31 protein-coding genes are annotated in these 24,370 nt (G+C 49.4%); 5 read left to right on the plus strand and 26 right to left on the minus strand.

The window, feature by feature from the left end:
• Positions 1 to 10 precede the first annotated feature (10 nt).
• Positions 11 to 922 (plus strand): N-acetylglucosamine kinase, encoded by a 912-nt coding sequence (gene nagK, locus HEN21_RS12550; RefSeq protein WP_176252520.1) that lies wholly within the window; start codon positions 11 to 13, stop codon positions 920 to 922.
• Between the two features lie 15 nt (positions 923 to 937).
• On the plus strand, positions 938 to 1,759 hold the full coding sequence (gene cobB, locus HEN21_RS12555) for a Sir2 family NAD+-dependent deacetylase (protein ID WP_105284881.1): 822 nt from the start codon (positions 938 to 940) through the stop codon (positions 1,757 to 1,759).
• 138 nt (positions 1,760 to 1,897) lie between these two features.
• Here the strand turns inward: cobB and HEN21_RS12560 are convergent, their stop codons facing one another.
• Genes HEN21_RS12560 through potA form a run of 6 tightly spaced genes read right to left on the minus strand, consistent with a single transcriptional unit; the run spans position 1,898 to position 7,010 of the window.
• Positions 1,898 to 2,683, minus strand: coding sequence for a TPM domain-containing protein (locus HEN21_RS12560; RefSeq protein ID WP_000714341.1), 786 nt, complete (start codon positions 2,681 to 2,683; stop codon positions 1,898 to 1,900).
• Positions 2,680 to 3,141 carry a DUF3592 domain-containing protein gene (locus HEN21_RS12565; protein WP_176252519.1) on the minus strand — a complete coding sequence of 154 codons (462 nt, stop codon included), beginning with the start codon at positions 3,139 to 3,141 and terminating at the stop codon, positions 2,680 to 2,682. Before HEN21_RS12565 ends, HEN21_RS12560 begins: the two co-directional genes overlap by 4 nt.
• A gap of 57 nt (positions 3,142 to 3,198) precedes the next feature.
• Positions 3,199 to 4,245 carry a spermidine/putrescine ABC transporter substrate-binding protein PotD gene (gene potD, locus HEN21_RS12570; protein WP_000759309.1) on the minus strand — a complete coding sequence of 349 codons (1,047 nt, stop codon included), beginning with the start codon at positions 4,243 to 4,245 and terminating at the stop codon, positions 3,199 to 3,201.
• A complete protein-coding gene (gene potC, locus HEN21_RS12575) occupies positions 4,242 to 5,036 on the minus strand; it encodes a spermidine/putrescine ABC transporter permease PotC (protein WP_000580316.1) in 795 nt (264 codons plus the stop codon). Before potC ends, potD begins: the two co-directional genes overlap by 4 nt.
• Positions 5,033 to 5,890, minus strand: a complete 858-nt coding sequence (gene potB / locus HEN21_RS12580; protein WP_000799415.1) for a spermidine/putrescine ABC transporter permease PotB — start codon at positions 5,888 to 5,890, stop codon at positions 5,033 to 5,035. The genes potC and potB overlap by 4 nt, the downstream gene beginning before the upstream one ends.
• Positions 5,874 to 7,010 (minus strand): spermidine/putrescine ABC transporter ATP-binding protein PotA, encoded by a 1,137-nt coding sequence (gene potA / locus HEN21_RS12585; RefSeq protein WP_000531593.1) that lies wholly within the window; start codon positions 7,008 to 7,010, stop codon positions 5,874 to 5,876. The genes potB and potA overlap by 17 nt, the downstream gene beginning before the upstream one ends.
• Before the next feature lie 249 nt (positions 7,011 to 7,259).
• Between potA and pepT the strand changes: the two genes are divergently transcribed.
• Positions 7,260 to 8,486, plus strand: a complete 1,227-nt coding sequence (pepT, locus tag HEN21_RS12590) for a peptidase T (protein ID WP_000359429.1) — start codon at positions 7,260 to 7,262, stop codon at positions 8,484 to 8,486.
• A 48-nt stretch (positions 8,487 to 8,534) separates the two neighbouring features.
• Here pepT and roxA read toward each other — a convergent pair whose 3' ends face one another.
• The 8 genes from roxA to rluE all read right to left on the minus strand — a co-directional run bounded on the left by roxA (position 8,535) and on the right by rluE (position 16,356).
• Positions 8,535 to 9,656 (minus strand): [50S ribosomal protein L16]-arginine 3-hydroxylase, encoded by a 1,122-nt coding sequence (gene roxA, locus HEN21_RS12595; protein ID WP_176252518.1) that lies wholly within the window; start codon positions 9,654 to 9,656, stop codon positions 8,535 to 8,537.
• 75 nt (positions 9,657 to 9,731) lie between these two features.
• Positions 9,732 to 11,192, minus strand: a complete 1,461-nt coding sequence (phoQ, locus tag HEN21_RS12600) for a two-component system sensor histidine kinase PhoQ (RefSeq protein WP_000735427.1) — start codon at positions 11,190 to 11,192, stop codon at positions 9,732 to 9,734.
• Positions 11,192 to 11,863: a two-component system response regulator PhoP gene (gene phoP, locus HEN21_RS12605; protein WP_001265481.1), complete on the minus strand. Its 672-nt coding sequence runs from the start codon at positions 11,861 to 11,863 to the stop codon at positions 11,192 to 11,194. Before phoP ends, phoQ begins: the two co-directional genes overlap by 1 nt.
• A 157-nt stretch (positions 11,864 to 12,020) precedes the next feature.
• Entirely contained in the window at positions 12,021 to 13,391 is a 1,371-nt protein-coding gene (gene purB, locus HEN21_RS12610; protein WP_096253371.1) for an adenylosuccinate lyase, read from the minus strand.
• Between the two features lie 3 nt (positions 13,392 to 13,394).
• The gene (gene hflD / locus HEN21_RS12615; protein WP_001297479.1) at positions 13,395 to 14,036 is read right to left on the minus strand and encodes a high frequency lysogenization protein HflD; all 642 of its coding nucleotides are present in this window, start codon (positions 14,034 to 14,036) and stop codon (positions 13,395 to 13,397) included.
• 35 nt (positions 14,037 to 14,071) lie between these two features.
• Positions 14,072 to 15,178, minus strand: coding sequence for a tRNA 2-thiouridine(34) synthase MnmA (gene mnmA / locus HEN21_RS12620; protein ID WP_176252517.1), 1,107 nt, complete (start codon positions 15,176 to 15,178; stop codon positions 14,072 to 14,074).
• Positions 15,179 to 15,231: 53 nt separating this feature from the next.
• Positions 15,232 to 15,693: a phosphatase NudJ gene (gene nudJ / locus HEN21_RS12625; protein WP_016158089.1), complete on the minus strand. Its 462-nt coding sequence runs from the start codon at positions 15,691 to 15,693 to the stop codon at positions 15,232 to 15,234.
• A 9-nt stretch (positions 15,694 to 15,702) separates the two neighbouring features.
• Positions 15,703 to 16,356 carry a 23S rRNA pseudouridine(2457) synthase RluE gene (gene rluE, locus HEN21_RS12630; RefSeq protein WP_176252516.1) on the minus strand — a complete coding sequence of 218 codons (654 nt, stop codon included), beginning with the start codon at positions 16,354 to 16,356 and terminating at the stop codon, positions 15,703 to 15,705.
• Between the two features lie 171 nt (positions 16,357 to 16,527).
• Between rluE and icd the strand changes: the two genes are divergently transcribed.
• Positions 16,528 to 17,778 (plus strand): NADP-dependent isocitrate dehydrogenase, encoded by a 1,251-nt coding sequence (gene icd / locus HEN21_RS12635; RefSeq protein WP_000444487.1) that lies wholly within the window; start codon positions 16,528 to 16,530, stop codon positions 17,776 to 17,778.
• Between the two features lie 113 nt (positions 17,779 to 17,891).
• Here the strand turns inward: icd and HEN21_RS12640 are convergent, their stop codons facing one another.
• The 12 genes from HEN21_RS12640 to HEN21_RS12695 all read right to left on the minus strand — a co-directional run bounded on the left by HEN21_RS12640 (position 17,892) and on the right by HEN21_RS12695 (position 23,971).
• Positions 17,892 to 19,034: a site-specific integrase gene (locus HEN21_RS12640; RefSeq protein WP_000741335.1), complete on the minus strand. Its 1,143-nt coding sequence runs from the start codon at positions 19,032 to 19,034 to the stop codon at positions 17,892 to 17,894.
• Positions 19,024 to 19,260, minus strand: a complete 237-nt coding sequence (locus tag HEN21_RS12645) for an excisionase (protein WP_000088653.1) — start codon at positions 19,258 to 19,260, stop codon at positions 19,024 to 19,026. The genes HEN21_RS12640 and HEN21_RS12645 overlap by 11 nt, the downstream gene beginning before the upstream one ends.
• 139 nt (positions 19,261 to 19,399) lie before the next feature.
• Entirely contained in the window at positions 19,400 to 19,639 is a 240-nt protein-coding gene (locus tag HEN21_RS12650; protein ID WP_016248605.1) for a DUF4222 domain-containing protein, read from the minus strand.
• A gap of 47 nt (positions 19,640 to 19,686) precedes the next feature.
• Positions 19,687 to 19,905, minus strand: coding sequence for a TraR/DksA family transcriptional regulator (locus HEN21_RS12655; protein WP_000763385.1), 219 nt, complete (start codon positions 19,903 to 19,905; stop codon positions 19,687 to 19,689).
• A gap of 98 nt (positions 19,906 to 20,003) precedes the next feature.
• Positions 20,004 to 20,219, minus strand: a complete 216-nt coding sequence (locus HEN21_RS12660; protein ID WP_000188870.1) for a hypothetical protein — start codon at positions 20,217 to 20,219, stop codon at positions 20,004 to 20,006.
• 76 nt (positions 20,220 to 20,295) lie between these two features.
• Positions 20,296 to 20,487, minus strand: a complete 192-nt coding sequence (locus tag HEN21_RS12665; RefSeq protein ID WP_000548522.1) for a DUF1382 family protein — start codon at positions 20,485 to 20,487, stop codon at positions 20,296 to 20,298.
• Positions 20,460 to 20,642: a DUF1317 domain-containing protein gene (locus HEN21_RS12670; RefSeq protein ID WP_016248606.1), complete on the minus strand. Its 183-nt coding sequence runs from the start codon at positions 20,640 to 20,642 to the stop codon at positions 20,460 to 20,462. The genes HEN21_RS12665 and HEN21_RS12670 overlap by 28 nt, the downstream gene beginning before the upstream one ends.
• On the minus strand, positions 20,639 to 21,319 hold the full coding sequence (locus HEN21_RS12675) for a lambda exonuclease family protein (RefSeq protein ID WP_000186792.1): 681 nt from the start codon (positions 21,317 to 21,319) through the stop codon (positions 20,639 to 20,641). Before HEN21_RS12675 ends, HEN21_RS12670 begins: the two co-directional genes overlap by 4 nt.
• On the minus strand, positions 21,316 to 22,101 hold the full coding sequence (gene bet / locus HEN21_RS12680) for a phage recombination protein Bet (protein WP_001317715.1): 786 nt from the start codon (positions 22,099 to 22,101) through the stop codon (positions 21,316 to 21,318). The genes HEN21_RS12675 and bet overlap by 4 nt, the downstream gene beginning before the upstream one ends.
• Positions 22,102 to 22,106: 5 nt before the next feature.
• On the minus strand, positions 22,107 to 22,403 hold the full coding sequence (locus HEN21_RS12685) for a host-nuclease inhibitor Gam family protein (RefSeq protein WP_000995452.1): 297 nt from the start codon (positions 22,401 to 22,403) through the stop codon (positions 22,107 to 22,109).
• A 76-nt stretch (positions 22,404 to 22,479) separates the two neighbouring features.
• Positions 22,480 to 22,686, minus strand: a complete 207-nt coding sequence (locus tag HEN21_RS12690; RefSeq protein ID WP_000233576.1) for a phage encoded cell division inhibitor protein — start codon at positions 22,684 to 22,686, stop codon at positions 22,480 to 22,482.
• A gap of 595 nt (positions 22,687 to 23,281) precedes the next feature.
• A complete protein-coding gene (locus HEN21_RS12695) occupies positions 23,282 to 23,971 on the minus strand; it encodes a S24 family peptidase (RefSeq protein ID WP_000858975.1) in 690 nt (229 codons plus the stop codon).
• Positions 23,972 to 24,075: 104 nt separating this feature from the next.
• On the opposite strand from HEN21_RS12695, the gene HEN21_RS12700 reads away from it, so the two are divergent.
• Positions 24,076 to 24,306, plus strand: a complete 231-nt coding sequence (locus tag HEN21_RS12700; RefSeq protein ID WP_001067458.1) for a transcriptional regulator — start codon at positions 24,076 to 24,078, stop codon at positions 24,304 to 24,306.
• Positions 24,307 to 24,370: the final 64 nt, after the last annotated feature.

Below are 24,370 nucleotides of genomic sequence, written 5' to 3' on the forward strand. Positions count from 1 at the left end.
AGGAGCGGCAATGTATTACGGGTTTGATATTGGTGGAACAAAAATTGCGCTAGGTGTGTTTGATAGCAGTCGGCAGTTGCAGTGGGAAAAGCGGGTGCCGACGCCGCGTGACAGCTATGACGCATTTTTGGATGCAGTGTGCGAGCTGGTAGCCGAAGCTGACCAGCGTTTTGGCTGTAAAGGTTCTGTCGGCATCGGTATTCCGGGAATGCCAGAAACAGAAGATGGCACGCTGTATGCTGCCAATGTCCCCGCCGCCAGTGGTAAACCGCTGCGTGCCGACCTGAGCGCACGTCTTGAGCGCGATGTGCGACTGAATAATGACGCTAACTGTTTTGCCCTTTCTGAAGCCTGGGATGATGAATTTACCCAATATCCGCTGGTGATGGGGTTAATTCTCGGCACCGGCGTTGGCGGTGGACTGGTATTCAACGGTAAGGCGGTGACGGGTAAGAGCTACATTACCGGCGAGTTTGGTCATATGCGTCTGCCGGTCGATGCGTTAACCATGATGGGGCTGGATTTCCCATTACGCCGCTGTGGCTGTGGTCAGCATGGCTGCATTGAAAATTATCTGTCTGGTCGCGGTTTTGCGTGGCTGTATCAACACTATTATCATCAACCGTTGCAGGCTCCCGAAATTATTGCGCTTTATGATCAAGGCGATGAGCAGGCAAGGGCGCACGTTGAGCGTTATCTGGATCTATTAGCGGTTTGTCTGGGAAACATCCTGACCATTATTGACCCTGATCTGGTGGTCATTGGCGGTGGGTTATCCAATTTCCCGGCAATCACAACGCAACTGGCGGACAGGCTGCCTCGTCATCTCTTACCTGTAGCTCGTGTTCCACGTATTGAACGCGCGCGCCACGGTGATGCAGGCGGAATGCGTGGAGCTGCGTTCCTACATCTAACCGATTAAACAACAGAGGTTGCTATGCTGTCGCGTCGGGGTCATCGGTTAAGTCGTTTTCGTAAAAATAAACGCCGCCTGCATGAGCGTTTACGTCAGCGTATTTTTTTCAGAGATAAAGTGGTGTCGGAAGCAATGGAAAAACCAAGAGTACTCGTACTGACAGGGGCTGGTATTTCTGCGGAATCAGGTATTCGTACCTTTCGCGCCGCAGATGGCCTGTGGGAAGAGCATCGTGTTGAAGATGTTGCGACGCCAGAGGGCTTTGATCGCGACCCGGAACTGGTGCAAGCGTTTTATAATGCTCGTCGCCGACAGTTACAGCAGCCAGAAATACAGCCTAACGCCGCGCATCTTGCGCTGGCTAAACTGCAAGACGCCCTCGGCGATCGCTTTTTACTGGTGACGCAGAATATCGATAACCTGCATGAACGCGCAGGCAATACCAATGTGATTCATATGCATGGAGAATTGCTGAAAGTACGTTGTTCACAAAGTGGGCAGGTTCTCGACTGGACTGGCGATGTTACGCCAGAAGATAAATGTCATTGTTGCCAGTTCCCGACTCCGCTGCGCCCGCACGTGGTGTGGTTTGGTGAAATGCCGCTCGGCATGGATGAAATTTATATGGCACTGGCGATGGCGGATATTTTCATTGCCATTGGCACATCCGGGCATGTTTATCCGGCGGCTGGGTTTGTTCATGAAGCAAAATTGCATGGCGCGCACACCGTGGAACTCAATCTTGAGCCGAGCCAGGTTGGTAACGAATTTGCCGAGAAATATTACGGTCCGGCAAGCCAGGTAGTGCCAGAGTTTGTTGAGAAGTTGCTGAAGGGCTTATAAAGCAGGCAGCATTGCCTGATGCGCTACGCTTATCAGGCCTACGATGGGGCGCAATTAATTGAATTTGCGGGTTTTGTAGGCCGGATAAGGCGTTCGCGCCGCATCCGGCATAATACACGCGCACTTTACCGGCCTCTTTTAACTTTTACTCGTCCATAACAGTGCTGCAAAAAACGTACAGACTCCAATCAGCCCCGCCCAGAGCGGCGATATTTTAACAATCGCAAAGCTATTATCGATATACAGGCATAAAGCCTGATAGCCCATATTGGCGACAGTCATAGCCACTGCAAATTTTAAGGCATAATAAAAGCGCGACGTGTAGTTAAAAATTGCAGCAAAGATGATGAATGCAACTGCCCAGGCAAAAAGACCTAATGTCGAGGTGCTGCCTGGCGGATCATTCTCATGCTTTTGTTCGGGATGCGGATAATATGTCAGTGGTGGCGTCGGTTGTTTTAATATCTGTGCTTGCAAAATATCCAGGGCATTATTGATTCCCTGATACCAGAGGTCCGCATGTAAATAAGCCAGCGTGTGATTTTCTACCAGAAGGCCAAGATGTTTATCGTCCATGCTGCTTTCAACCTGGCCGTTGGTTATCACAATTAACCGTGGCTCGCGGGTAGTAAAGATTAACAGAACACTCCCTTTTACATCAGTCAATGAAGATGACGCATACGCCAGCATCGCTTTGCCATTTTGCCTGAGACTGGCTTCATTAATGCCAGGAACAACCACGATAAATGGCGCGATCCCGGTTTGTTGGTGGAAGTGTTCTGCTTTACGCGCGATCTCTTCAGCATCTGGTACAGTACCTGTAACATCCGTAAAAAGTGTCTTCATTATTGGAATTAAGGGCTTACTGGTTACCGTCAGAGGCAGAAATATCAGTAAACTGAGCAGTATCATGAATTTTTTCATGGGCGGGACTTCCGTTTCCTGCGTGATTTTTTAGAGGAGGGGACCATGATTATCAGACCGATACCACCGAAAATAATGCCTGCTATGCTAACAAAGCCCCATTCAAAAAAATTAACCCAGGGATTGTTTATTTCGGCTTCTTCTGGATGCCCTGGCGGATAATAGACATTGACTCTGTCACCTTCGCTATCTTCATAAAAATCACTACCAATACTCGAATTAAAAATTAGCGTGTAATCTGGTGTAGGGCGAAAGGCAACCACTGGATACCAGGAACCATTATCACCGACGTCGTTTGAATGATTGTTGTACCAGACGACATCAACAATGACCCCTTCGGTATGCATCGCATTTTTGGTATAGGTGAACTGGTTGTAAAATATAACAACAGAAATAACGAGCAGTACCAAACCAATACCGACGAAAGAGCGGGATAAAACGTTACTGTCCTGACTCATTAGCCACATCCTTGCTAAATAAAAAACGGGCGGTAATACCACCACCCGTTTGCTGAATTAACGTCCTGCTTTCAGCTTCTGATAATACTCTTCATAAATGCTGCTGGCTGCGCCAACGTCATTCTGCCATTCACCATTTTTAATGGTTTCAGCATCCGGGTAGAGCGTTTTATCGTTCGCCACTTCCGGGCTTAACAGCTTACGCGCCGCAAGGTTTGGCGTTGGATAACCGATAGTTTCGGCAACCTGTTTTGCCACATCCGGGCGCAGCAGGAAGTTGATCAATTTCAGCGCGCCTTCTTTATTTTTGGCATTTGCCGGGATCGCCAGGCTGTCCATCCAGAAAATGCCGCCTTCTTTCGGCCACACCACATCAATTGGCGTACCCGCCTGGCGCGCAACGAAAGCAGAACCGTTCCAGATCATGCCGAGGTTAACTTCGCCTTCCATGTACGGGTTAGCCGGGTTATCGGAGTTAAACGCTGCCACGTTTGGCATCAGTTTTTTCAGCTCGTTATACGCAGCTTCAATCTCTTTCGGGTCGGTAGTGTTACCGGAGTAGCCCAGCTTACGCAGCGCCATCTGGAATACTTCACGGGCATCATCGGTCAGCAGCAGGCTGCCTTTGTACTCAGGCTTCCACAGATCGGCCCAGCTGGTAACAGACTTCGGATCCACCGCATCACCGTTAACGCCAATCGCCGTCGCACCCCAGATATACGGAATGGAGTAGTCGTTATTCGGGTCAAACGGCTTGTTGAGCATGTCTGGATCGAGGTTGCTGAAGTTGCTTAACTTCGACTTGTCGATCTTCTGGATCATCCCTTCTTTACGCATTTTATCGACGTAATAGGTTGAAGGAACCACCAGGTCATAGGCACCGTCTTTGTACGTTTTCAGTTTTGCGTACATGGTTTCATTTGACTCGTAAGTCGAATAGATAACCTTAATACCGGTTTCTTTGGTGAACTGTTCAAGCAGTCCTGGAGGCACGTACTCGGTCCAGTTGTAGAAATACAGCGTGTTGTTGTCATCGGCGTGAGCGGCGCTCATGCCCAGTGCCAGAGCACCCGCCGCGAGCAGGTGGCGTGACCATTTTTTCATTTAACGTCCCCTGTGTTACCTTTCGTTTTATCACGAGCAATAAGCTGGCTGGCAATAACCATCACCAGCGACAGCACCAGTAATATGGTTGCCAGCGCGTTAACTTCTGGCGATACGCCGACTTTGACCATCGAATAAATTTTTAACGGCAGAATTTCATAGCTCGGTCCGGTGACAAACGACGAAACTACCACATCGTCCATCGACAGGGTAAAGCTTAGCACCCAGCCCGCCGCCACAGCCGGCATTGCCAGTGGCAAAATGATTTTCCGTAGAATGGTAAATTCGCTGGCGCCGAGATCTTTCGCCGCTTCCAGCATCCGCACATCAAAACCTTTCAGGCGCGAATACACTGTCACCACCACAAATGGCAGGCAGAAGGTGATATGCGAGAACAATAGCGACCAGAAGCCAAGCTGAATACCCAACAGCATAAACAGCACCAGCAGAGAAATCGCCATCACGATATCTGGCGACATCATCACCACAAACAGCATTCCGCTAACGAACGGCTTACCGCGAAAGCGATAACGGTACAGCGCAACCGCCGTCAGTGAACCGATAAGCGTAGCAAACGTCGCCGAGAATACCGCCATCGTCAGTGAATGTTGCGCCGCCTGTAACAAGCTGTCGTTGTTCATCAGCAGGCTATACCATTTGGTGGTAAAACCCTGCCAGTTAATGCCAAAGCGCGAGCTGTTAAAGGAGTTCACAATCAAAATAATGATTGGGATATACAGGTACGCGTAGATAGCGGTCATAAAACCGCCGCGAAGCAGTCGACCGATCATTCGAGTTCCACCTTCTTATTCAGCAAACGAGAAGCGCGCCAGTAAACCAGCAACATCAGGCCCATTACGATAGTTAGCGTAATGCTGGTGGCGGCACCAAACGGCCAGTCACGAATATTGAGGAACTGTACCTTGATGACGTTACCGATCAGTAGGTTTTTCGCACCGCCCATCAGGTCGGATACATAGAACAAGCCCATGGCTGGCAGCATCACCAGCAGACATCCGGCAATAATTCCTGGCATCGTCAGCGGAATAATAATACGGATAAAAGTCTGCAGTTTGCTGGCACCGAGATCGCGTGCCGCTTCCAGTAAAGGTTTATCCAGTTTTTCAATACTGGAATAGAGTGGCATCACCATAAACGGTAGCAGAATGTAAACCAGACCGATAATCACCGCGCTGGGGGTGAACATGATGCGAATTGGGGTATCAATAACGCCCAGCCACAGCAGGAACTCGTTGAGATAGCCTTTGGTGCTGAGGAAAATTTTTAGCCCATAGATTCGAATCAGCGAGTTTGTCCAGAACGGAACAATCAGCAGAAACAGCAGCAGCGGTCGCACTTTATGCGGCAGTTTTGCCAGAAACCAGGCAAACGGGTAGCCCAGCACCAGGCAGGCGAGAGTGGCGATCAGCGCCATATTCAGCGAGTGCACGAGCACTTCAAAATAGAGCGGATCGAGCAGACGTGTGTAATTATCCAGCGTAAAGACCATTTTGACGAAACTGGCGTCGTCGCGGGTCAAAAAGCTGGTGCCAATGATCATCAGGTTGGGCAGAAAGACAAACAACACAAGCCAACCGACGATAGTGACAATCACTACATTCTGGAACTTACTTGTGTTCTTCATCAGCCAGTACGACCTCCCAGCTTTCTACCCAATTAATGGCCATTTTCTGGTCGAGAGAGTGGTCAAAGTCAGGATCGTCTTCATTAAAGAATTCGCTAACCATCACCATCTTGCCATTTTCCAGTTCGACAACTGACTCCAGCGTCATGCCTTTGTAGTTGCGTTCGCGAACGTAACCAATCAGCCCTTCGACGTGGTTGTCGTCGTTGATTTCGTCAACGCGTAAGTCTTCCGGGCGTAGCAGAACATGCAGTTTTTGCCCCGGCTCAACGGCGAAGTTAACGTAAATATTACACTCGCGGCCTTCAACGTTGGCGCGTACGCGTTGCTCGTCGAGACGTTCGATCACCGTGGCGTTAAACATATTGATTTCGCCAATGAACCCGGCAACGAACAGGTTTTTTGGCTCTTCGTAGATTTCACGTGGTGTGCCGTCTTGTTCAATGCGACCATCGCGCATCACCACAATCCGGTCAGACATAGTGAGTGCCTCTTCCTGGTCGTGGGTAACGAAGACGAAAGTAATGCCAAGTTTTCGCTGTAACGCTTTTAACTCGTTCTGCATCTGTTTGCGCAGTTTGTAATCCAGCGCGGAAAGCGATTCATCAAGCAACAACAGACGAGGCTTGTTAACCACCGCGCGGGCAATGGCCACGCGTTGCTGCTGACCGCCAGAGAGTTGATGCGGTTTGCGTTGAGCGAAGGTTTCCAGTTGTACCATCCGCAGGGCTTCCATCACGCGAGGCGTAATTTCAGCAGCGGGGGTTTTTTGCATACGCAAGCCAAAGGCCACATTTTCGAATACGGTCATGTGGGGGAATAACGCGTAGCTTTGGAAAACGGTGTTCACATAGCGGTTTTCCGCCGGAACGTGGGTGATGTCCTCGTTATCCAGCATGATGCGCCCGGAATCAACAGTTTCCAGACCCGCAATCAGGCGAAGAACGGTTGTTTTACCGCAGCCAGAAGGGCCAAGCAGCGTGAGGAACTCGCCATTGTTGATAGTCAGATCAAGCTGGGGAATGACTTCTTTACCATCAAAGCATTTGCGAATTCCCGCCAATTGCACCAGCGGTGAAAGCGAACTCGGTTGTTTATTCAATTTTTTACTCTGTCCCATGTAAACGCAACGGATGGCTTACCGATGCGGGGTTTGTGGTTAACCACCTTGGTGACTCTTAATGAGGGCGGTAATTCTACGGCAAACCATCGGAATCGCCAATCCTTGTTGTGAATTACTGGCTTAGCTTTATATTGATTAAGGTAATGTTGATAAATATTCCCGCTTGCAGGGGTAAAAGTGACCTGACGCAATATTTGTCTTTTCTTGCTTCTTAATAATGTTGTCACGAAAAGTGAGGGTGACTACATGGATAAACTACTTGAGCGTTTTTTGAACTACGTGTCTCTGGATACCCAATCAAAAGCGGGAGTGAGACAGGTTCCCAGCACGGAAGGTCAGTGGAAGTTATTGCATCTGTTGAAAGATCAGCTCGAAGAGATGGGGCTTATCAATGTGACCTTAAGTGAGAAAGGAACGCTAATGGCGACGTTACCGGCTAACGTTCCTGGCGATATCCCGGCGATTGGTTTTATTTCTCATGTGGATACCTCTCCGGATTGCAGTGGTAAAAATGTAAATCCGCAAATTGTTGAAAACTATCGTGGTGGCGACATCGCGTTGGGTATCGGCGATGAAGTTTTATCACCGGTTATGTTCCCGGTTCTGCATCAGCTTCTGGGTCAGACGCTGATTACCACCGATGGTAAAACCTTGTTAGGTGCCGATGACAAAGCAGGTATTGCAGAAATCATGACCGCGCTGGCGGTATTGCAACAGAAAAACATTCCGCATGGTGATATTCGCGTCGCTTTTACGCCAGATGAAGAAGTGGGGAAAGGGGCGAAACACTTTGATGTTGACGCCTTTGATGCCCGTTGGGCTTACACCGTCGATGGCGGTGGCGTAGGCGAACTTGAGTTTGAAAACTTCAACGCCGCATCGGTGAATATCAAAATTGTCGGTAACAACGTTCACCCAGGCTCGGCAAAAGGCGTGATGGTTAACGCGCTATCGCTGGCCGCACGTATTCATGCAGAAGTTCCGGCGGATGAAAGCCCGGAAACTACCGAAGGTTATGAAGGTTTTTATCACCTGACGAGCATGAAAGGCACCGTTGAGCGTGCCGATATGCACTACATCATTCGTGATTTCGACCGTAAACAGTTTGAAGCACGCAAACGTAAAATGATGGAAATTGCCAAGAAAGTGGGCAAAGGGCTGCACCCTGACTGCTACATTGAACTGGTGATTGAAGACAGTTACTACAACATGCGCGAGAAAATTGTGGATCATCCGCATATTCTCGATATCGCCCAGCAGGCGATGCGTGATTGTGATATTGAACCGGATCTGAAACCGATCCGTGGCGGCACCGACGGTGCGCAGTTGTCGTTTATGGGATTACCGTGCCCGAACCTGTTCACTGGTGGTTACAACTATCATGGTAAACATGAATTTGTGACCCTGGAAGGAATGGAAAAAGCGGTGCAGGTGATCGTGCGTATTGCCGAGTTAACGGCGCAACGGAAGTAAGCGAAAAGGGATGCGGCATGTGATGCCGCATCCGGCTTACATTCAAACTTACCCTTCGAAGAACCAATACCCGCTATTGACCAGCGCCGCGAGCATCGCGAGGAATGACGGATCTTCCAGCGCATCGCCAAAATTCTCGGCGGTCAGCACAATATTGCTGGCGAGCGCATCCAGCGCCGGACGGTGCGGAGAATCGATCTTTTCACCATTGGCGTATACATCATCACCAATGCGCAATACGCGCAGACCACCCAGACGAACCAGTACATCACCTTGTTTCAGCGCATCGTAGATTTCATCCGGTTGATAAGGCGGCTCTGGCGGCGCGATATCCAGTTCATGACGTGACTGGGAAATAAACTCGCCAAACCACTGTTTAAAGTGTTCCGGCTGGTTGATCAATTCGAGCATCATCTCACGCAGTTTATCCATCTCCTGCGGCAGAACATCAGCCGGATGGGCGCGAGGAGGGATATCCGGATCGCTGTAATAATTACCGCCCAGCTCACGTTGCAGCACATAATCGGCAAAACCGCTGATCAGCTCCCGCGTATTGGGCGCACGAAAACCGACAGAGTAGTTCATCGCATTTTCCAGCGCGTAGCCTTCGTGCGGGAATCCCGGTGGAATATAAAGAATATCGCCCGGCTCCAGTTCTTCGTCGATAATTGCTTCAAAAGGATCGACCTGTAACAGATCCGGGTGCGGACAATGCTGTTTCATTTGCAGCTTTTCGCCGACCCGCCAGCGACGACGACCGGTGCCCTGGATAATAAACACGTCGTACTGATCGAGATGTGGGCCGACGCCACCACCAGGTACGGAAAATGAGATCATCAGATCGTCAATGCGCCAGTCCGGTAATTCACGGAACGGACGCATCAGCGCGGCGGTTGGTTCATGCCAGTGGTTCACTGCCTGCACCAGCAATGACCAGTTGGTTTCGCCGAGATGATCGTAGCTTTCGAACGGGCCGTGGCTGACCTGCCATGTGCCATCCTGGTGACTGACCAGTCGACTGTCGACTTCACTTTCCATCGCCAGACCCGCCAACTCGTCTGGAGAGATCGGATCAATAAAATTATTAAAGCCGCGTTTTAACACTACCGGACGTTTCTGCCAGTGGCGTTCAAGAAAATCGGGCCAGTTAAGGGTAAGTTGGTATTCCATGTTAAGCGTCCATAGGCGGGTATCTGCAACCGATTATAACGGATGCTTAACGTAATGCGTGAAGAAAGGGCATATTTATTCACTCTTTGGCGAAGGATGCTGGCGACCAAAAATCACTTCCATTCGTGCACCGCCGAGCATACTCTCTCCGGCGATGATTTTTCCGTCGTATTGCTCGGTAATTTCACGTGCGACAGCCAGACCAACACCTTGTCCGGGACGCAAGGTATCAACCCGTTGACCACGGTCGAAGACCACTTCACGCTTGCTTTTCGGGATACCGGGGCCATCATCCTCGACCACAATATAGAGATGATCATCGGTTTGTCTGGCTGAAATTTCGACAAACTCAAGACAGTATTTACAGGCGTTATCCAGTACGTTGCCCATCACTTCGACAAAATCGTTCTGCTCACCCACAAAGCTGATTTCTGGCGAGATATCGAGGGAAATATTAACCCCTTTACGCTGATAAACTTTGTTCAGTGCTGAGGTGAGATTGTCCAGCAGTGGGGCGACAGGATGCAACTCGCGGCTAAGTAATGTACCACCGCGCATACTGGCGCGATGCAGGTAGTAGCCAATTTGCTGCGAGATGCGGCTGATTTGTTCCAGCATTACCGGCTCTGCTTCGCTGACGCTCATCTTCTCACTACGCATAGAACGTAGCGTACTTTGCAGCACCGCCAGCGGTGTTTTCAGACTGTGCGTCAGGTCGGTGAGCGTGGTGCGGTATTTGTCGTAACGTTCACGCTCACTTTTTAACAGTCGGTTCAGGTTACGTACCAGGCTGGTAAGTTCCCTCGTGGTGGTGGGGTTGAGCAGTTCCCGGTTGTGCTCCTCCAGTTCGCGGACTTCTTTTGCCAGGGCTTCGATAGGGCGTAAACTCCACCATGCGGCGACCCATAACAGAGGGATCACTAACAGCAGGTTGGCTGAGAGCACATAGACAAACCAGCTCCACACCATATAGGAACTTTTAAGCTCTACAGGGATGGTATCAACCACCACAATGGTTAACTTCGGCATCTGCGACGTTGCCGGGTAGATGTTTACCGCCACCGAGTGAGTCATCTCAGCGTCGTCGTCATCTTCCCGTACCTCCTGCAACTGTTGCTGTATAGAATGATCTTCACTCAGCAAGATGCTGGTATCGTTAACATCCGCTTCTATTTCATGGAAGCCATTAGATTTCAGCCAGTCAGGCTGGATCATTTTCATCAGCCAGGGAACGTCACGTTGCGCCCATAAAAGCTGCCCGTTCTCATCATAGATCAGTGTCATAGTAGGGCTTTGCTTGTCGATATTTTCTGGCAATTCGACATGCAATTTGTTGTTTTCCCACTTCGCGAGGGTATAGAACAGGTTGCTCTCTCCACGTAACAGCCGAAACGTGGTTTTATCGAAACTGACGCTATAACCGATCAGCGCGACCATCCCGTAGGCAAGCGAAAGCACCAGCACTACCGCTGCCGTTGCCAACAGAAAACGTACCCGTAGCGAGAGTGGGGAAAAAAGGCGCAGTAATTTTTTCATCAGCGCAATTCGAACAGATAGCCCTGGCCGCGAACGGTGGTAATCACTTCTTGCGGATATTGCGCCTGAATTTTCTTACGCAGTCGGCCCATTAATACATCAATGGTATGGCTTTCCCGCAGTTCGGCATCCGGGTAGAGCTGTAACATCAGCGAATCTTTGCTGACCACTTTGCCGTTATTACGGATTAGCGTTTCCATAATGGTGTATTCAAACGCGGTCAGTTTGATCACTTCGTCGTTAATGGATAATTCACGGCGGGAGAGATCAACCTGAAACGGTGGCAGTGAAATAACCTGCGAAGCCAGACCGCTATTACGCCGCATCAACGCCTGCATACGCGCCATCACCTCTTCAATATGAAACGGTTTGGTCACGTAATCATCAGCACCGGCACTTAAAACTTCGACTTTGTCCTGCCAGCTTTCACGGGCGGTTAATACCAGAATCGGTAGTGAAACATCATTGCTACGCCAGCGGCGGATCAGCGACAGGCCATCTTCATCAGGTAAGCCAAGATCGACAATGGCAATATCCGGTAAATGTTCATTGAGATAATAATCTGCTTCTTTGGCATCTTCTGCGTCATCGACCTGATGACCAGCGTCCTGAATCTGAACTTTAAGATGGTGACGTAACAACGCATTGTCTTCGACAACCAGTACGCGCATTTTTATTCTCCCTGTCTTAATTATTAAAATAGTGTAACGCGATTATGTGTTTATGGGAGTAAACATTAATTAAACCAGCGGGTAGGGGAGGTAATACAGGAAAAGATTAGCTTAAGAAGCAGGCCGGACAGCATCGCCATCCGGCCTTGACAGGGGATTATTTCAGCTCATCAACCATCGTGATGGCACGACCAATATAATTAGCCGGCGTCATCGCTTTCAGGCGCGCCTTCTCTTCTTCTGGCAGCGCCAGACCGTCGATAAACTGCTTCATGCCTTCGGCGTCAACACGCTTACCGCGAGTCAGCTCTTTCAGCTTCTCATACGGTTTTTCAATGCCATAGCGACGCATGACTGTCTGGATCGGCTCAGCCAGCACTTCCCAGTTGTGATCCAGTTCATCCAGCAGATGGTCACGGTTCACTTCCAGTTTGCTCACGCCTTTGAGGGTAGACTGGTAAGCAATCAGTGCATAACCAATACCCACACCGAGGTTACGCAGCACGGTAGAGTCAGTCAGGTCGCGCTGCCAGCGGGAAACCGGCAGTTTGCTTGCCAGGTGCTGCAATACCGCGTTGGAAAGCCCCAGGTTACCTTCGGAGTTTTCGAAGTCGATCGGGTTAACCTTGTGCGGCATGGTGGAAGAACCAATCTCACCAGCGATAGTTTTCTGTTTGAAGTGGTTAAGAGCGATATAACCCCAGACGTCACGGTCAAAGTCGATCAGGATGGTATTAAAGCGCGCAACGCAATCAAACAGTTCGGCAATGTAGTCGTGCGGTTCAATCTGCGTGGTGTACGGGTTCCACTGAATACCCAGCGAGGTGACGAACTCTTCGCTGAACTGATGCCAGTCAACTTCCGGGTAAGCGGCGATGTGGGCGTTATAGTTACCGACCGCACCGTTGATTTTGCCGAGGATCTCCACCTGGTTAAGCTGGCGGTACTGGCGTTCCATACGGTAGGCAACGTTTGCCATCTCTTTACCGATGGTTGACGGCGTGGCTGGCTGACCGTGGGTACGGGACAGCAGCGGGATATCGCGATACTGAACGGCGAGATCTTTAATGCCATCAATCAGTTGACGCCAGTATGGCAGGATCACTTCATCACGCGCGGTTTTCAGCATTAATGCGTGGGAGAGATTATTGATATCTTCCGAAGTACAGGCAAAGTGGATGAATTCAGAAACCGCGTGCAGTTCCGGGATCTCCGCCACTTTTTCTTTCAGGAAATACTCAACCGCTTTAACGTCGTGGTTAGTGGTACGCTCGATGGTTTTGATGCGTGCAGCATCTTCTTCGCTGAAATCGGCGACAATTGCATCAAGGTAACCGATTGCGTCGGCAGCAAAAGCAGGAACTTCCTTGATCGCTGCGTGCGCGGCCAGTTTTTGCAGCCAACGTACTTCAACTTGTACACGGAATTTCAGCAAACCGTATTCGCTGAAAATCCCGCGCAGCGCGCTGACTTTATCGCCGTAGCGTCCATCGACAGGGGAAACGGCGGTCAGTGAGGATAATTCCATAGATCACAACTCCGGGGTTAAATGAGCAAGAATTTGTTTTGCCTGAGTGGTCAGGCGATTACGAGAAAACATCAGTTGCAGACGTCCACCGCCGACCTGGTGCCAGAGCACAGCGGCGCGAATGCCTGCCAGCAGGGTTGCGCGAACTTTCGCCTGCACCTGCGGGCTTTGCAATACAGCAGGGGATCCGGTGACCTGAATGCGCGGGCCTAGCGGGCTGATAACATCAACATAGATGGCAGCCATCGCGCTCATCAGCGTTTCGGACTGTAAATCGAAGTGTTCCAGCTGGCGTTGCAGGCCGTTAATCCGGTTACCCAGAGTGTCGAGCGCACCTTTGGCAGATGAAAGTTTACGCTCAAGCACCATCAGGCTAAGGGTGTAGCGGGTTAACTCAGCGTTCAAGCCCTGACGGCTGCTGGCATTGAGCACGCCGAGCAGGGTTTCCAGCCCGACGCGCAGGTTGGCTTCGCTACCGCCAAAAACCGCCAGCGTGGAGCTGGGGTTCATATCAATAATACTGTTGAGTGAAACGTGTAGCGCATCGGCATCACAATGCCCCTGGTGAGCGAGTTGTTGCACCAGGCGAGCCGACTGACAAATACCGGCCAGGGCGAGGGTGATGTCATAGTAATTCTTTGCCACGTTCACTGCTTCCTTGTTTTAAGTAAAGAAAATAATCAGACCGGCAGCGGCAGACGCTGCTCAATAATACCGCCACCGAGGCACACTTCACCGTTGTAGAAGACGGCAGACTGACCCGGCGTAACAGCGGCAACCGGCTCATCGAAAATCACTTCAATGCGATCGTCGTCCAGCGCCTTGACGGTGCACGGGATGTCGGTCTGGCGATAGCGGGTTTTTACTGTGCAACGCATAGTACCGGTGAACGGCTCGCGATCGACCCAGTGCAGCTGCTGGGCAATCAGACCGACAGACATCAGACGCGGGTGTTCATGGCCCTGCGCAACAATCAGAATGTTGTTTTCGACGTCTTTATCGACCACATACCACGGTTCTTCGGTGCCGTCTTTGGTGCCACCGATACCCAGACCTTTACGCTGACCGAGGGTGTGATACATCAGCCCCTGGTGCTCACCAATTTCATCGCCATCGACGGTAATGATTTTGCCTGGTTGCGCCGGGAGATAACGGCCCAGGAACTCGCGGAATTTACGCTCGCCAATGAAGCAAATGCCGGTAGAGTCTTTTTTCTTCGCGGTGACCAGACCGAGATCTTCAGCAATCTTACGCACCTGCGGTTTTTCCAGTTCGCCGACCGGGAACAGGCTTTGCGCAGTCTGCTCATGGCTGAGCGTATAAAGGAAGTAGCTCTGGTCTTTATTGCTGTCCAGACCACGCAGCAGGCGGCTCTTGCCATCGACATCGGCCCGACGAACGTAATGACCGGTAGCGATATAATCGGCACCTAAATCTTCGGCGGCAAATTCGAGGAAGGCTTTAAATTTGATCTCTTTGTTGCACAGAATATCCGGATTCGGCGTGCGACCGGCTTTATATTCGGCAAGGAACAGTTCGAAGACGTTGTCCCAGTACTCGGCAGCAAAGTTAACGGTGTGCAGTTCAATGCCGAGCTTGTCGCAGACAGCCTGGGCATCAGCCAGATCCGCTGCCGCTGTGCAATATTCCTCACCGTCGTCTTCTTCCCAGTTCTTCATAAACAGGCCTTCGACCTGATATCCCTGTTGTTGCAACAGCCAGGCAGAAACGGAGGAATCGACACCGCCGGACATGCCGACGATTACTTTTTTTGCGGTTTCAGACATTGGATTACTCACGACATTGAACTTCAAGGCGGCGTATTCTATCACGCAGCCTTTTAGATGACACCCTTTGTAAAAGGCCAGTTAAAATCGCCAATCATCTCCAGCGGATAGCGTTGCCCGCTTTGATAACAACGAATACTTTCCGCCACCAGCGGCGAGCGCAGATTTGACGCCTGTAAAATTTCTTCGGCGCTGACCCAACGGCAGTAGTCGATATCGCTGTCATGAGGCTGGGTTGGGCATATTTGCTCAAGCTCAATGGCAAACAGGAAACGCAAAAACGGCGTTTTATCTGGCGCAATCCACTGATGCATACGAATAAAGTGTTGCGGTTGCGCGCTGATGCCGGTTTCTTCCCACAGCTCACGGGCGGCGGCTTCCACTAAGGTTTCATCTGCTTCCAGATGCCCGGCGGGTTGGTTCCATAACGCTTTACCATTAATCGTCTCTTCAACGACTAAAAATTTACCTTCTGCGTGCACCACGCAGGCAACGGTAACGTGCGGTTTAAACATTTTGCGTCCTTAATCTGTCGCTTCTCGCCATTCGCCGTTGGCAAGATTATCCAAAGAGTAATCACCCATTGCATAGCGAATCAGTCGCAGCGTGGGGAAACCAACATGGGCGGTCATGCGGCGCACCTGGCGATTACGTCCTTCATATAAGGTGATCTTCAGCCAGCTGGTGGGAATACTTTTGCGTTCACGAATTGGCGGATTACGCGGCCATAACCACTCCGGCTCTTCAACCAGGTCCACACCTGCGGGCAGGGTAGGGCCATCATTTAAGGTTATGCCATTGCGCAAGGCTTCAAGTGCGTCTTGTGTGGGAATGCCTTCCACCTGCACATAATAGATTTTTCCGGTACGTTTTCCCGGCTGGGTTAAACGCGCCTGTAACGCGCCATTATTGGTCAGTACCAGTAACCCTTCGCTATCGCGGTCAAGACGACCTGCCGCATAAACGCCCTGAACCGGGATGAATTCTTTTAATGTTTTACGCCCGGCTTCATCGGTGAACTGCGGAAGAACATCATAGGGTTTATTGAACAGGATCACGCGCGTGGGCTGGTTTTCAGGTTTACGCCTGGTAGAACGTTGCGAGCTGAATCGCTTAACCTGGTGATTTCTAAAAGAAGTTTTTTGCATGGTATTTTCAGAGATTATGAATTGCCGCATTATAGCCTAATAACGCGCATCTTTCATGACGGCAAACAATAGGGTAGTATTGACAAGCCAATTACAAATCATTAACAAAAAATTGCTCTAAAGCATCCGTATCGCAGGACGCAAACGCATATGCAACGTGGTGGCAGACGAGCAAACCAGTAGCGCTCGAAGGAGAGGTGAATGGAAAGTAAAGTAGTTGTTCCGGCACAAGGCAAGAAGATCACCCTGCAAAACGGCAAACTCAACGTTCCTGAAAATCCGATTATCCCTTACATTGAAGGTGATGGAATCGGTGTAGATGTAACCCCAGCCATGCTGAAAGTGGTCGACGCTGCAGTCGAGAAAGCCTATAAAGGCGAGCGTAAAATCTCCTGGATGGAAATTTACACCGGTGAAAAATCCACACAGGTTTATGGTCAGGATGTCTGGCTGCCTGCTGAAACCCTTGATCTGATTCGTGAATATCGCGTTGCCATTAAAGGCCCGCTGACCACTCCGGTTGGTGGCGGTATTCGTTCTCTGAACGTTGCCCTGCGCCAGGAACTGGATCTCTACATCTGCCTGCGTCCGGTACGTTACTATCAGGGCACCCCAAGCCCGGTTAAACACCCTGAACTGACCGATATGGTTATCTTCCGTGAAAACTCGGAAGACATTTATGCGGGTATCGAATGGAAAGCTGACTCTGCCGACGCCGAGAAAGTGATCAAATTCCTGCGTGAAGAGATGGGCGTGAAGAAAATTCGCTTCCCGGAACATTGCGGTATCGGTATTAAGCCATGTTCGGAAGAAGGCACCAAACGTCTGGTTCGTGCAGCGATCGAATACGCAATTGCTAACGACCGTGACTCTGTGACCCTGGTGCACAAAGGCAACATCATGAAGTTCACCGAAGGTGCGTTTAAAGACTGGGGCTACCAGCTGGCGCGTGAAGAGTTTGGCGGTGAACTGATCGACGGCGGCCCGTGGCTGAAAGTTAAAAACCCGAACACCGGCAAAGAGATCGTCATTAAAGACGTGATTGCTGATGCATTCCTGCAACAGATCCTGCTGCGTCCGGCTGAATACGACGTTATCGCCTGTATGAACCTGAACGGTGATTACATTTCTGACGCTCTGGCAGCACAGGTTGGTGGTATTGGTATCGCACCTGGCGCAAACATCGGTGACGAATGCGCACTGTTTGAAGCCACCCACGGTACTGCGCCGAAATACGCCGGTCAGGACAAAGTTAACCCAGGCTCTATCATCCTCTCCGCTGAGATGATGCTGCGCCATATGGGTTGGACTGAAGCGGCTGACCTGATTGTTAAAGGTATGGAAGGCGCAATCAATGCCAAGACCGTAACCTATGACTTCGAACGTCTGATGGAAGGCGCTAAACTGCTGAAATGTTCAGAGTTTGGTGACGCGATCATCAAGAATATGTAATCACTACATGTGTTAAATATTGAAACGGGCGTATAACACGCCCGTTGTTTTATGATGATTTAAAATCTTCCCCAAAACTTTCCCCAAAACCCTTCCCCAAAACTGGCTATTTTCTATGCTGTTTTGATATCTACGATAATCCAGTCTTTACCACGATCATCATTGTATCGGTCGGTCATTTTTCTGGATTTATGACCTAACAACTTTTGCGTATCCAGACCCTGTTCCCGATATAACCGTTCTGACAGAGATCGCTGCTCATGAAATGTGGGCGCAGTTCCTTGCTCCCATTTTATGCCACATTTTTCCCTGGCCTTTTTAAAAGCCGTTGTAAGAGTATTTGCAGACACCTGGTCTCCTCTGTTTGCTTGAGAGGTAGTGTGACGGTAATGGACCAGATATTTACTAACAACAGCATCCCTGCACTGAGATATAACTTCACGAAGGGTAATATTCAGAGCATCGCATTTCAGGTTAAGCGGAATAGCAAGTTTTGAACCGGTTTTTTCCTGAGTAATGTGCAACATGTCGTCCCAGATATCAGAGAATTTCAAATTGCAGATATCGCCTAAACGTTGTCCAGTGACAAGAGCAAGTAGCATCCCGCATTTTAAATAGGGCTGCCGTCTGCTTACGCTGTCAAATATTGCCTGCCATTCGGGCAGTGATAATCTTTGGCGGTTTACTCGATTTCGCGGTTGTTTTGTTGCCTGCGCTGGGTTAAATCCTGGCGGAACATGTCCGGCGTGTTGTGCTTCTTTGAAGACGTCGATCAACACCATTCTCACGACTTGCGCCATCCTGTTATGACCTTCAGCCTTTACAGCATCAATTATTTCGGCAATATCAAGTGCGGTAATATCCTTGAGGTGTTGCATTCCACAATGCTCACGGAAAAGACGAATGGGTTTGCCTTTTTGCCGATAGGAGTTGGGTCTTAGTTCATTATGTTGCAGCCTGTCCTCCTGGATAGAAATATATTTATCAAGCCATTCTGTCACCGTAATGTCTGAGCGCCTGCCTTTCATTCTTTCCAGACGCTCATTGACGCTTAATATTTGTCGGGTACGTTGTTCAGCAATAATGGTATTTGCTTCAGTAGCAACTTGTTTTGCTTCATTCTCATCAGTTCCTAAGCTATGAAAACGACCGGATAGTGGATGTTTGTATTGCCAATATACCTTTCCGGTTCGCTTATCTAATTTGCAATATAAATTGGGTATAGAGATTTTGTGAGATCGGGGTCTAGCAGCCATCAGCGATTATCCGTTGGAGTTTTGGGTTTGCGTTTATTGGGAGTTGCGGTTCTGCAAGCGTTCCTACAAAACGGGAATTTCGGTCAATCATCCAGTAGCGACCAACTTTTATAGCGGGTGGGGCCATCATTTTCCCTTGCGCGTATTTTTTCAGAACTCGCTCACTTGGTGCTAAGTCCCCAAATTCTTCTTTAGCCCAGTCCTGTAAAGTGATTAGTCGAGACATTTGTCCTCCTCTTAGCTGCTGAGGGAGTTTGTGACCGATATATCTGACATGATATTAAGCTCATGGCAGGTACATCTCTTGACTGGTCATAGAGATAAATTTAATGCTGAGAAATGCAGTATTGAATTTATCAATTTTTCTATTTCCTGCGTATGGCACGTAACTTCTTAATGTGTTCTGCCGTTTCGATCTCTTCTGCTATCCGATCTGCATCAGCTTTATTCACAGGTTCAAAGTCATGATTAAAGCGGAACATGCTGGCGATACATGTTCTGCCTTTTCGGATGTAGTGAACTTTGTTGTGGGTAGAACGCAGGATTCTGCAGGGAGTGCCGTGGTGGTCGACGTACCAGGTGTTAGGAAAAATGATTCTGAACATTTTTACACCTCAGTTGGACGATGTTGAAATTTACTGCTTTGAGGCCATCACAGTCCCCATTGTTTGTTCTTAAGTTCGATCTCCTCCTGGCAACTTGCACAAGTCCGACAACCCTGAACAGCCAGGCGTCTTCGCTCATCTATCGGATCGCCACATTCACAACAATGAGTTGCGGATACAGTCTGGTAGTTCAGACGACGCATTTTTATTGCTGTATTGCGCTGTAATTCTTCGATTTCTGATGCTGAATCAATGATGTCTGCCATCTTTCATTAATCCCTGAATTGTTGGTTAATACGCTTGAGGGTGAATGCGAACAATAAAAAAGGAGCCTGTAGCTCCCTGATGATTTTGCTTTTCATGTTCACCGTTCCTTAAAGACGCCGTTTAACATGCCGATCGCCAGGCTTAAATGAGTCGGTGTGAATCCCATCAGCGTTACCGTTTCGCGGTGCTTCTTCAGTACGCTACGGCAAATGTCATCGACGTTTTTATCCGGAAACTGCTGTCTGGCTTTTTTGATTTCAGAATTAGCCTGACGGGCAATACTGCGAAGGGCGTTTTCTTGCTGAGGTGTCATTGAACAAGTCCCATGTCGGCAAGCATAAGCACACAGAATATGAAGCCCGCTGCCAGAAAAATGCATTCAGTGGTTGTCATACCTGGTCTCTCTCATCTGCTTCTGCTTTCGCCACCATCATTTCCAGCTTTTGTGAAAGGGATGTGGCTAACGTATGAAACTCTTCGTCTGTTTCTGCTGGTATTGGCACAAACCTGACTCCAATTTGAGCAAGGCTATGTGCCATCTCAATGCTCGTTCTTAACTCAACAGGAGATGCTTTGTGCATACAGCCCCTCGTTTATTATTTATCTCCTCAGCCAGCCGCTGGGCTTTCAGTGGATTTTGGATAACAGAAAGGCCGGGAAATACCCAGCCTCGCTTTGTAACGGAGTAGACGAAAGTGATCGCACCTCCCCGGATATTATCGTGAGGATGCTTCATCGCCATTGCTCCCCAAATACAAAACCAATTTCAGCCAGTGCCTCGTCCATTTTTTCGATGAACTCCGGCACCATCTCGTCAAAACTCGCCATGTAATTTTCATCCCGCTCAACCACGACATAATGCAGGCCTTCACGCTTCATTCGTGGGTCATAGTTTGCAAAGTACCAGGCATCTTTTCGCGTCACCCACATGCTGTACTGCACCTGGGCCATGTAAGCCGACTTTATGGCCTCGAAACCACCGAGCCGGAATTTCATGAAATCCCGGGAGGTAAACGGGCATTTCAGTTCAAGGCCGTTGCCGTCACTGCATAAACCATCGGGAGAGCAGGCGGTGCGCATACTTTCGTCGCGATAGATGATCGGGGATTCAGTAACATTCACGCCGGAAGTGAACTCAAAGAGGGCTCTGGCGTCGTTCTCGTACTGTTTTCCCCAGGCCAGCGCCTTAGCGTTAACTTCCGGAGCCACACCGGTGCAAACCTCGGCAAGCAGGGTGTGGAAGTAGGACATTTTCATGTCAGGCCATTTCTTTCCGGAGCGGGGTTTTGCTATCACATTGTGAACTTCTGAAGCGGTGATGACGCCGAGCCGTAATTTGTGCCACGCATCATCCCCCTGTTCGACAGCTCTCACGTCGATCCCGGTACGCTGCAGGATAATGTCCGGTGTCATGCAGCCACCTTCTGTTCAGAGGCTTTCTGTTTCAGGAATCCAAGAGCTTTCATTGCTTCGGCCTGTGTCAGTTCTGACGATGCGCGAATGTCGCGGCGAAATATCTGGGAACAGAGCGGCAATAAGTCGTCATCCCATGTTTTGTCCAGGGCAATCAGCATAGTGTTAATCTCCTGCATGGTTTCATCGTTAACCGGAGTGATGTCGCGTTCCGGCTGACGTTCTGCAGTGTATGCGGTATTTTCGACAATGCGCTCGGCTTCATCCTTGTCATAGATACCAGCAAATCCGAAGGCCAGACGGGCACACTGAATCATGGCTTTATGCCGTAACATCCGTTTGGGATGCGACTGCCACGGCCCCGTGATTTCTCTGCCTTCGCGGGTTTTGAATGGTTCGCGGCGGCATTCATCCATCCACTCGGTAACGCAGATCGGATGATTACGGTCCTTGCGGTAAATCCGGCATGTACATGATTCATTGTCCTGCTCAAAGTCCATGCCATCAAACTGCTGGTTTTCATTGATGATACGGGACCAGCCATCAACGCCCACCACCGGAACGATGCCGTTCTGCTTGTCAGGGAAGGCGTAAATTTCTTTCGTCCACGGATTAAGGCCGTACTGGTTGGCGACGATCAACAATGCGATGAACTGCGCATCGCTGGCATCACCTTTAAATGCCGTCTGGCGAAGAGTGGTGATCAGTTCCTGTGGGTCGACAGAATCCATGCCGACACGTTCAGCCAGCTTCCCAGCCAGCGTTGCGAGTGCTGTACTCATCCGTTTTATACCTCTGAATCAATATCAACCTGGTGGTGAGCAATGGTTTCAACCATGTACCTGATGTGTTCTGCCATGCGCTCCTGAAACTCAACATCGTCATCAAACGCACGGGTAATGGCTTTTTTGCTGGCCCCGTGGCGTTGCAAATGATCGATGCATAGCGATTCAAACAGGTGCTGGGGCAGGCTTTTTTCCATGTCGTCTGCCAGTTCTGCCTCTTTCTCTTCACGGGCGAGCTGCTGGTAGTGACGCGCCCAGCTCTGAGCCTCAAGACGATCCTGAATGTAATAAGCGTTCATGGCTGAACTCCTGAAAATGGCTGTGAAAATATCGCCCGCGAAATGCCAGGCTGATTAGGAAAACAGGAAAGGGGGGTTAGTGATTCAGGCCGTTACCGCGTCCGTCGAGAAAAACTTCCACGAGCAAATCACGGGTATAAGTGCGCTCGATGCCGCGATGCAGATAAAGCCGTCCGCGTAAATTAGCTGATGCAGTCCAGGTACCATCTTTGTGTTTGACCAGCATTCCTGGCATGACCGCGCCGCGATTAACGGTCTGTGTTCCGTAATGTTGATGAACCATAAAAACTCCTGCCCGTAAGCTGGGCTGCTGAACATATAGACACTTCTGCGCGTATTCAGGCGGTGGATGGCCGCCGGTTGTCATAACTAAGCCGCCTCGTTGAAGCGACTGAGGTATGAAATGTTGAGTTAATTTCAGCTGGTCACACCGACGTTCACGCGTCCGTTTCACCCCTCGCACTCCCCGAAGCCTGCCGAAATTCAAACTGCGGATCTAAGCGGTCATCGCAACGGTGAATCAGGTAGTTGCCGTATCGTTGTGTTGTTGCGATGAACTTATTTAAAACTATAGTTGTTTTATCGTCAACAACAAAAGTTGTTTTATTGGTTGTTTTAGATATAACTGATTGTATTTAGGATGGATTTATTTTGTGACTTGAATCGCATAGCGATAACTGAAGCGAGGTTATGGTGGTTTTTTTAACGGTGTGTGTGATGAGGGGAGGGCAAAAGAAAACCCGGCACGGTGACCGGGATTCTTACGCCGTTAGGTAAAGATATTATTGCGGTGGCTTAATATTACTACCTAGAGCAAAGATAGGAATTAGTTCTTTACTGAATGAGCACAATGCCCAGTTGATAATTTTTAATTGGTACTACCCATGCTTCCTATATGTCTGCGGCATGCTCCCAATAACCTTACCGAAGATGAACACCCGGTTCATCTCGTCTTTCTCGATCGGGTCCCACGGTGAGTAGCTTTTGTTATCAGAGATGACCAGCAGCTTATCCTTCATCATTTGCAGGCGCTTTACATGGGCTGTGTCGTCGTACAGAAACGCATAGATACCATCACCGTCGAAAGATTTAACTGTGATATCAACGAACAGCAGATCACCTGGTTCGATCGTTCCTGACATGCTGTCACCACGCACGTTAATGATGCGGATATTTTCCGCCTTCCTACCATCGAACATGTGACGAGCATCGTCAAACGAGTACTCAACCGAGCGTAGAACTTCTACAAACTCACGGTTGATGACTCCCGGCCCAGCACTGACTTCTATATCAAGAACGTCAATCTTGAAGTATTTGGAATGGCTGACAGTTGATTGTATTGGTTGCACTGTACTGTCTGACATATTTCCAACGCCAGAAGATAACCATTCTGCGCGCACACCCAAAGCGTTCGCGATCTCCACGATTTTAGTTGTTTGATTAGCTTTCCCTGTTTCGATTTTCTGAATAGCAGCCTGGCTAACCCCGACCAAATCCCCAAGCGCCTTTTGTGTAAGGCCTCGCGCTAATCTGGCTTCTTTAAGTCTTTCTGAGAGTGTTGTTTTCATAGTCCAAATGTACAACCAAGGTTTTATTCTATCAAACGAAAATGGTTGTTGACTAAAAACAACCATAGTTTTAATCTTGATTCAAATTAACCACGGAGGTTGTTATGAACCCAGCTATCAAAACAGCGATCAATATCGTTGGTTCACAAAAGAAACTGGGCGCTGCTTGCGAAGTTTCACAGCAGGCCGTCTATAAGTGGCTTCACAACAAAGCAAAGGTATCCCCTGAACATGTCGGCAGCATTGTTACGGCTACTGGTGGAGTAGTGAAGGCATACCAGATTCGCCCGGATCTTCCGAAGTTGTTTCCACACACCGAAAAGAACGCAGCTTAAATTTCCATTTCACGCTCTTTAACAATAAGCAATCAACTTAACAGTCAATTCAAACTAAAGGAGT

This window comes from Escherichia sp. 93.1518, assembly GCF_013368915.2.
Lineage (GTDB): Bacteria > Pseudomonadota > Gammaproteobacteria > Enterobacterales > Enterobacteriaceae > Escherichia > Escherichia ruysiae.

Excerpts from the sequence above, each read along its gene's own strand:
- nagK (WP_176252520.1), top strand. The coding sequence starts at position 11 with ATGTATTACGGGTTTGATATTGGTGGAACAAAAATTGCGCTAGGTGTG.
- cobB (WP_105284881.1), top strand. The coding sequence starts at position 938 with ATGCTGTCGCGTCGGGGTCATCGGTTAAGTCGTTTTCGTAAAAATAAA.
- HEN21_RS12560 (WP_000714341.1), bottom strand. The coding sequence starts at position 2,683 with ATGAAAAAATTCATGATACTGCTCAGTTTACTGATATTTCTGCCTCTG.
- HEN21_RS12565 (WP_176252519.1), bottom strand. The coding sequence starts at position 3,141 with ATGAGTCAGGACAGTAACGTTTTATCCCGCTCTTTCGTCGGTATTGGT.
- potD (WP_000759309.1), bottom strand. The coding sequence starts at position 4,245 with ATGAAAAAATGGTCACGCCACCTGCTCGCGGCGGGTGCTCTGGCACTG.
- potC (WP_000580316.1), bottom strand. The coding sequence starts at position 5,036 with ATGATCGGTCGACTGCTTCGCGGCGGTTTTATGACCGCTATCTACGCG.
- potB (WP_000799415.1), bottom strand. The coding sequence starts at position 5,890 with ATGAAGAACACAAGTAAGTTCCAGAATGTAGTGATTGTCACTATCGTC.
- potA (WP_000531593.1), bottom strand. The coding sequence starts at position 7,010 with ATGGGACAGAGTAAAAAATTGAATAAACAACCGAGTTCGCTTTCACCG.
- pepT (WP_000359429.1), top strand. The coding sequence starts at position 7,260 with ATGGATAAACTACTTGAGCGTTTTTTGAACTACGTGTCTCTGGATACC.
- roxA (WP_176252518.1), bottom strand. The coding sequence starts at position 9,656 with ATGGAATACCAACTTACCCTTAACTGGCCCGATTTTCTTGAACGCCAC.
- phoQ (WP_000735427.1), bottom strand. The coding sequence starts at position 11,192 with ATGAAAAAATTACTGCGCCTTTTTTCCCCACTCTCGCTACGGGTACGT.
- phoP (WP_001265481.1), bottom strand. The coding sequence starts at position 11,863 with ATGCGCGTACTGGTTGTCGAAGACAATGCGTTGTTACGTCACCATCTT.
- purB (WP_096253371.1), bottom strand. The coding sequence starts at position 13,391 with ATGGAATTATCCTCACTGACCGCCGTTTCCCCTGTCGATGGACGCTAC.
- mnmA (WP_176252517.1), bottom strand. The coding sequence starts at position 15,178 with ATGTCTGAAACCGCAAAAAAAGTAATCGTCGGCATGTCCGGCGGTGTC.
- nudJ (WP_016158089.1), bottom strand. The coding sequence starts at position 15,693 with ATGTTTAAACCGCACGTTACCGTTGCCTGCGTGGTGCACGCAGAAGGT.
- rluE (WP_176252516.1), bottom strand. The coding sequence starts at position 16,356 with ATGCGGCAATTCATAATCTCTGAAAATACCATGCAAAAAACTTCTTTT.
- icd (WP_000444487.1), top strand. The coding sequence starts at position 16,528 with ATGGAAAGTAAAGTAGTTGTTCCGGCACAAGGCAAGAAGATCACCCTG.
- HEN21_RS12640 (WP_000741335.1), bottom strand. The coding sequence starts at position 19,034 with ATGGCTGCTAGACCCCGATCTCACAAAATCTCTATACCCAATTTATAT.
- HEN21_RS12645 (WP_000088653.1), bottom strand. The coding sequence starts at position 19,260 with ATGTCTCGACTAATCACTTTACAGGACTGGGCTAAAGAAGAATTTGGG.
- HEN21_RS12650 (WP_016248605.1), bottom strand. The coding sequence starts at position 19,639 with ATGTTCAGAATCATTTTTCCTAACACCTGGTACGTCGACCACCACGGC.
- HEN21_RS12655 (WP_000763385.1), bottom strand. The coding sequence starts at position 19,905 with ATGGCAGACATCATTGATTCAGCATCAGAAATCGAAGAATTACAGCGC.
- HEN21_RS12660 (WP_000188870.1), bottom strand. The coding sequence starts at position 20,219 with ATGACACCTCAGCAAGAAAACGCCCTTCGCAGTATTGCCCGTCAGGCT.
- HEN21_RS12665 (WP_000548522.1), bottom strand. The coding sequence starts at position 20,487 with ATGCACAAAGCATCTCCTGTTGAGTTAAGAACGAGCATTGAGATGGCA.
- HEN21_RS12670 (WP_016248606.1), bottom strand. The coding sequence starts at position 20,642 with ATGAAGCATCCTCACGATAATATCCGGGGAGGTGCGATCACTTTCGTC.
- HEN21_RS12675 (WP_000186792.1), bottom strand. The coding sequence starts at position 21,319 with ATGACACCGGACATTATCCTGCAGCGTACCGGGATCGACGTGAGAGCT.
- bet (WP_001317715.1), bottom strand. The coding sequence starts at position 22,101 with ATGAGTACAGCACTCGCAACGCTGGCTGGGAAGCTGGCTGAACGTGTC.
- HEN21_RS12685 (WP_000995452.1), bottom strand. The coding sequence starts at position 22,403 with ATGAACGCTTATTACATTCAGGATCGTCTTGAGGCTCAGAGCTGGGCG.
- HEN21_RS12690 (WP_000233576.1), bottom strand. The coding sequence starts at position 22,686 with ATGGTTCATCAACATTACGGAACACAGACCGTTAATCGCGGCGCGGTC.
- HEN21_RS12695 (WP_000858975.1), bottom strand. The coding sequence starts at position 23,971 with ATGAAAACAACACTCTCAGAAAGACTTAAAGAAGCCAGATTAGCGCGA.
- HEN21_RS12700 (WP_001067458.1), top strand. The coding sequence starts at position 24,076 with ATGAACCCAGCTATCAAAACAGCGATCAATATCGTTGGTTCACAAAAG.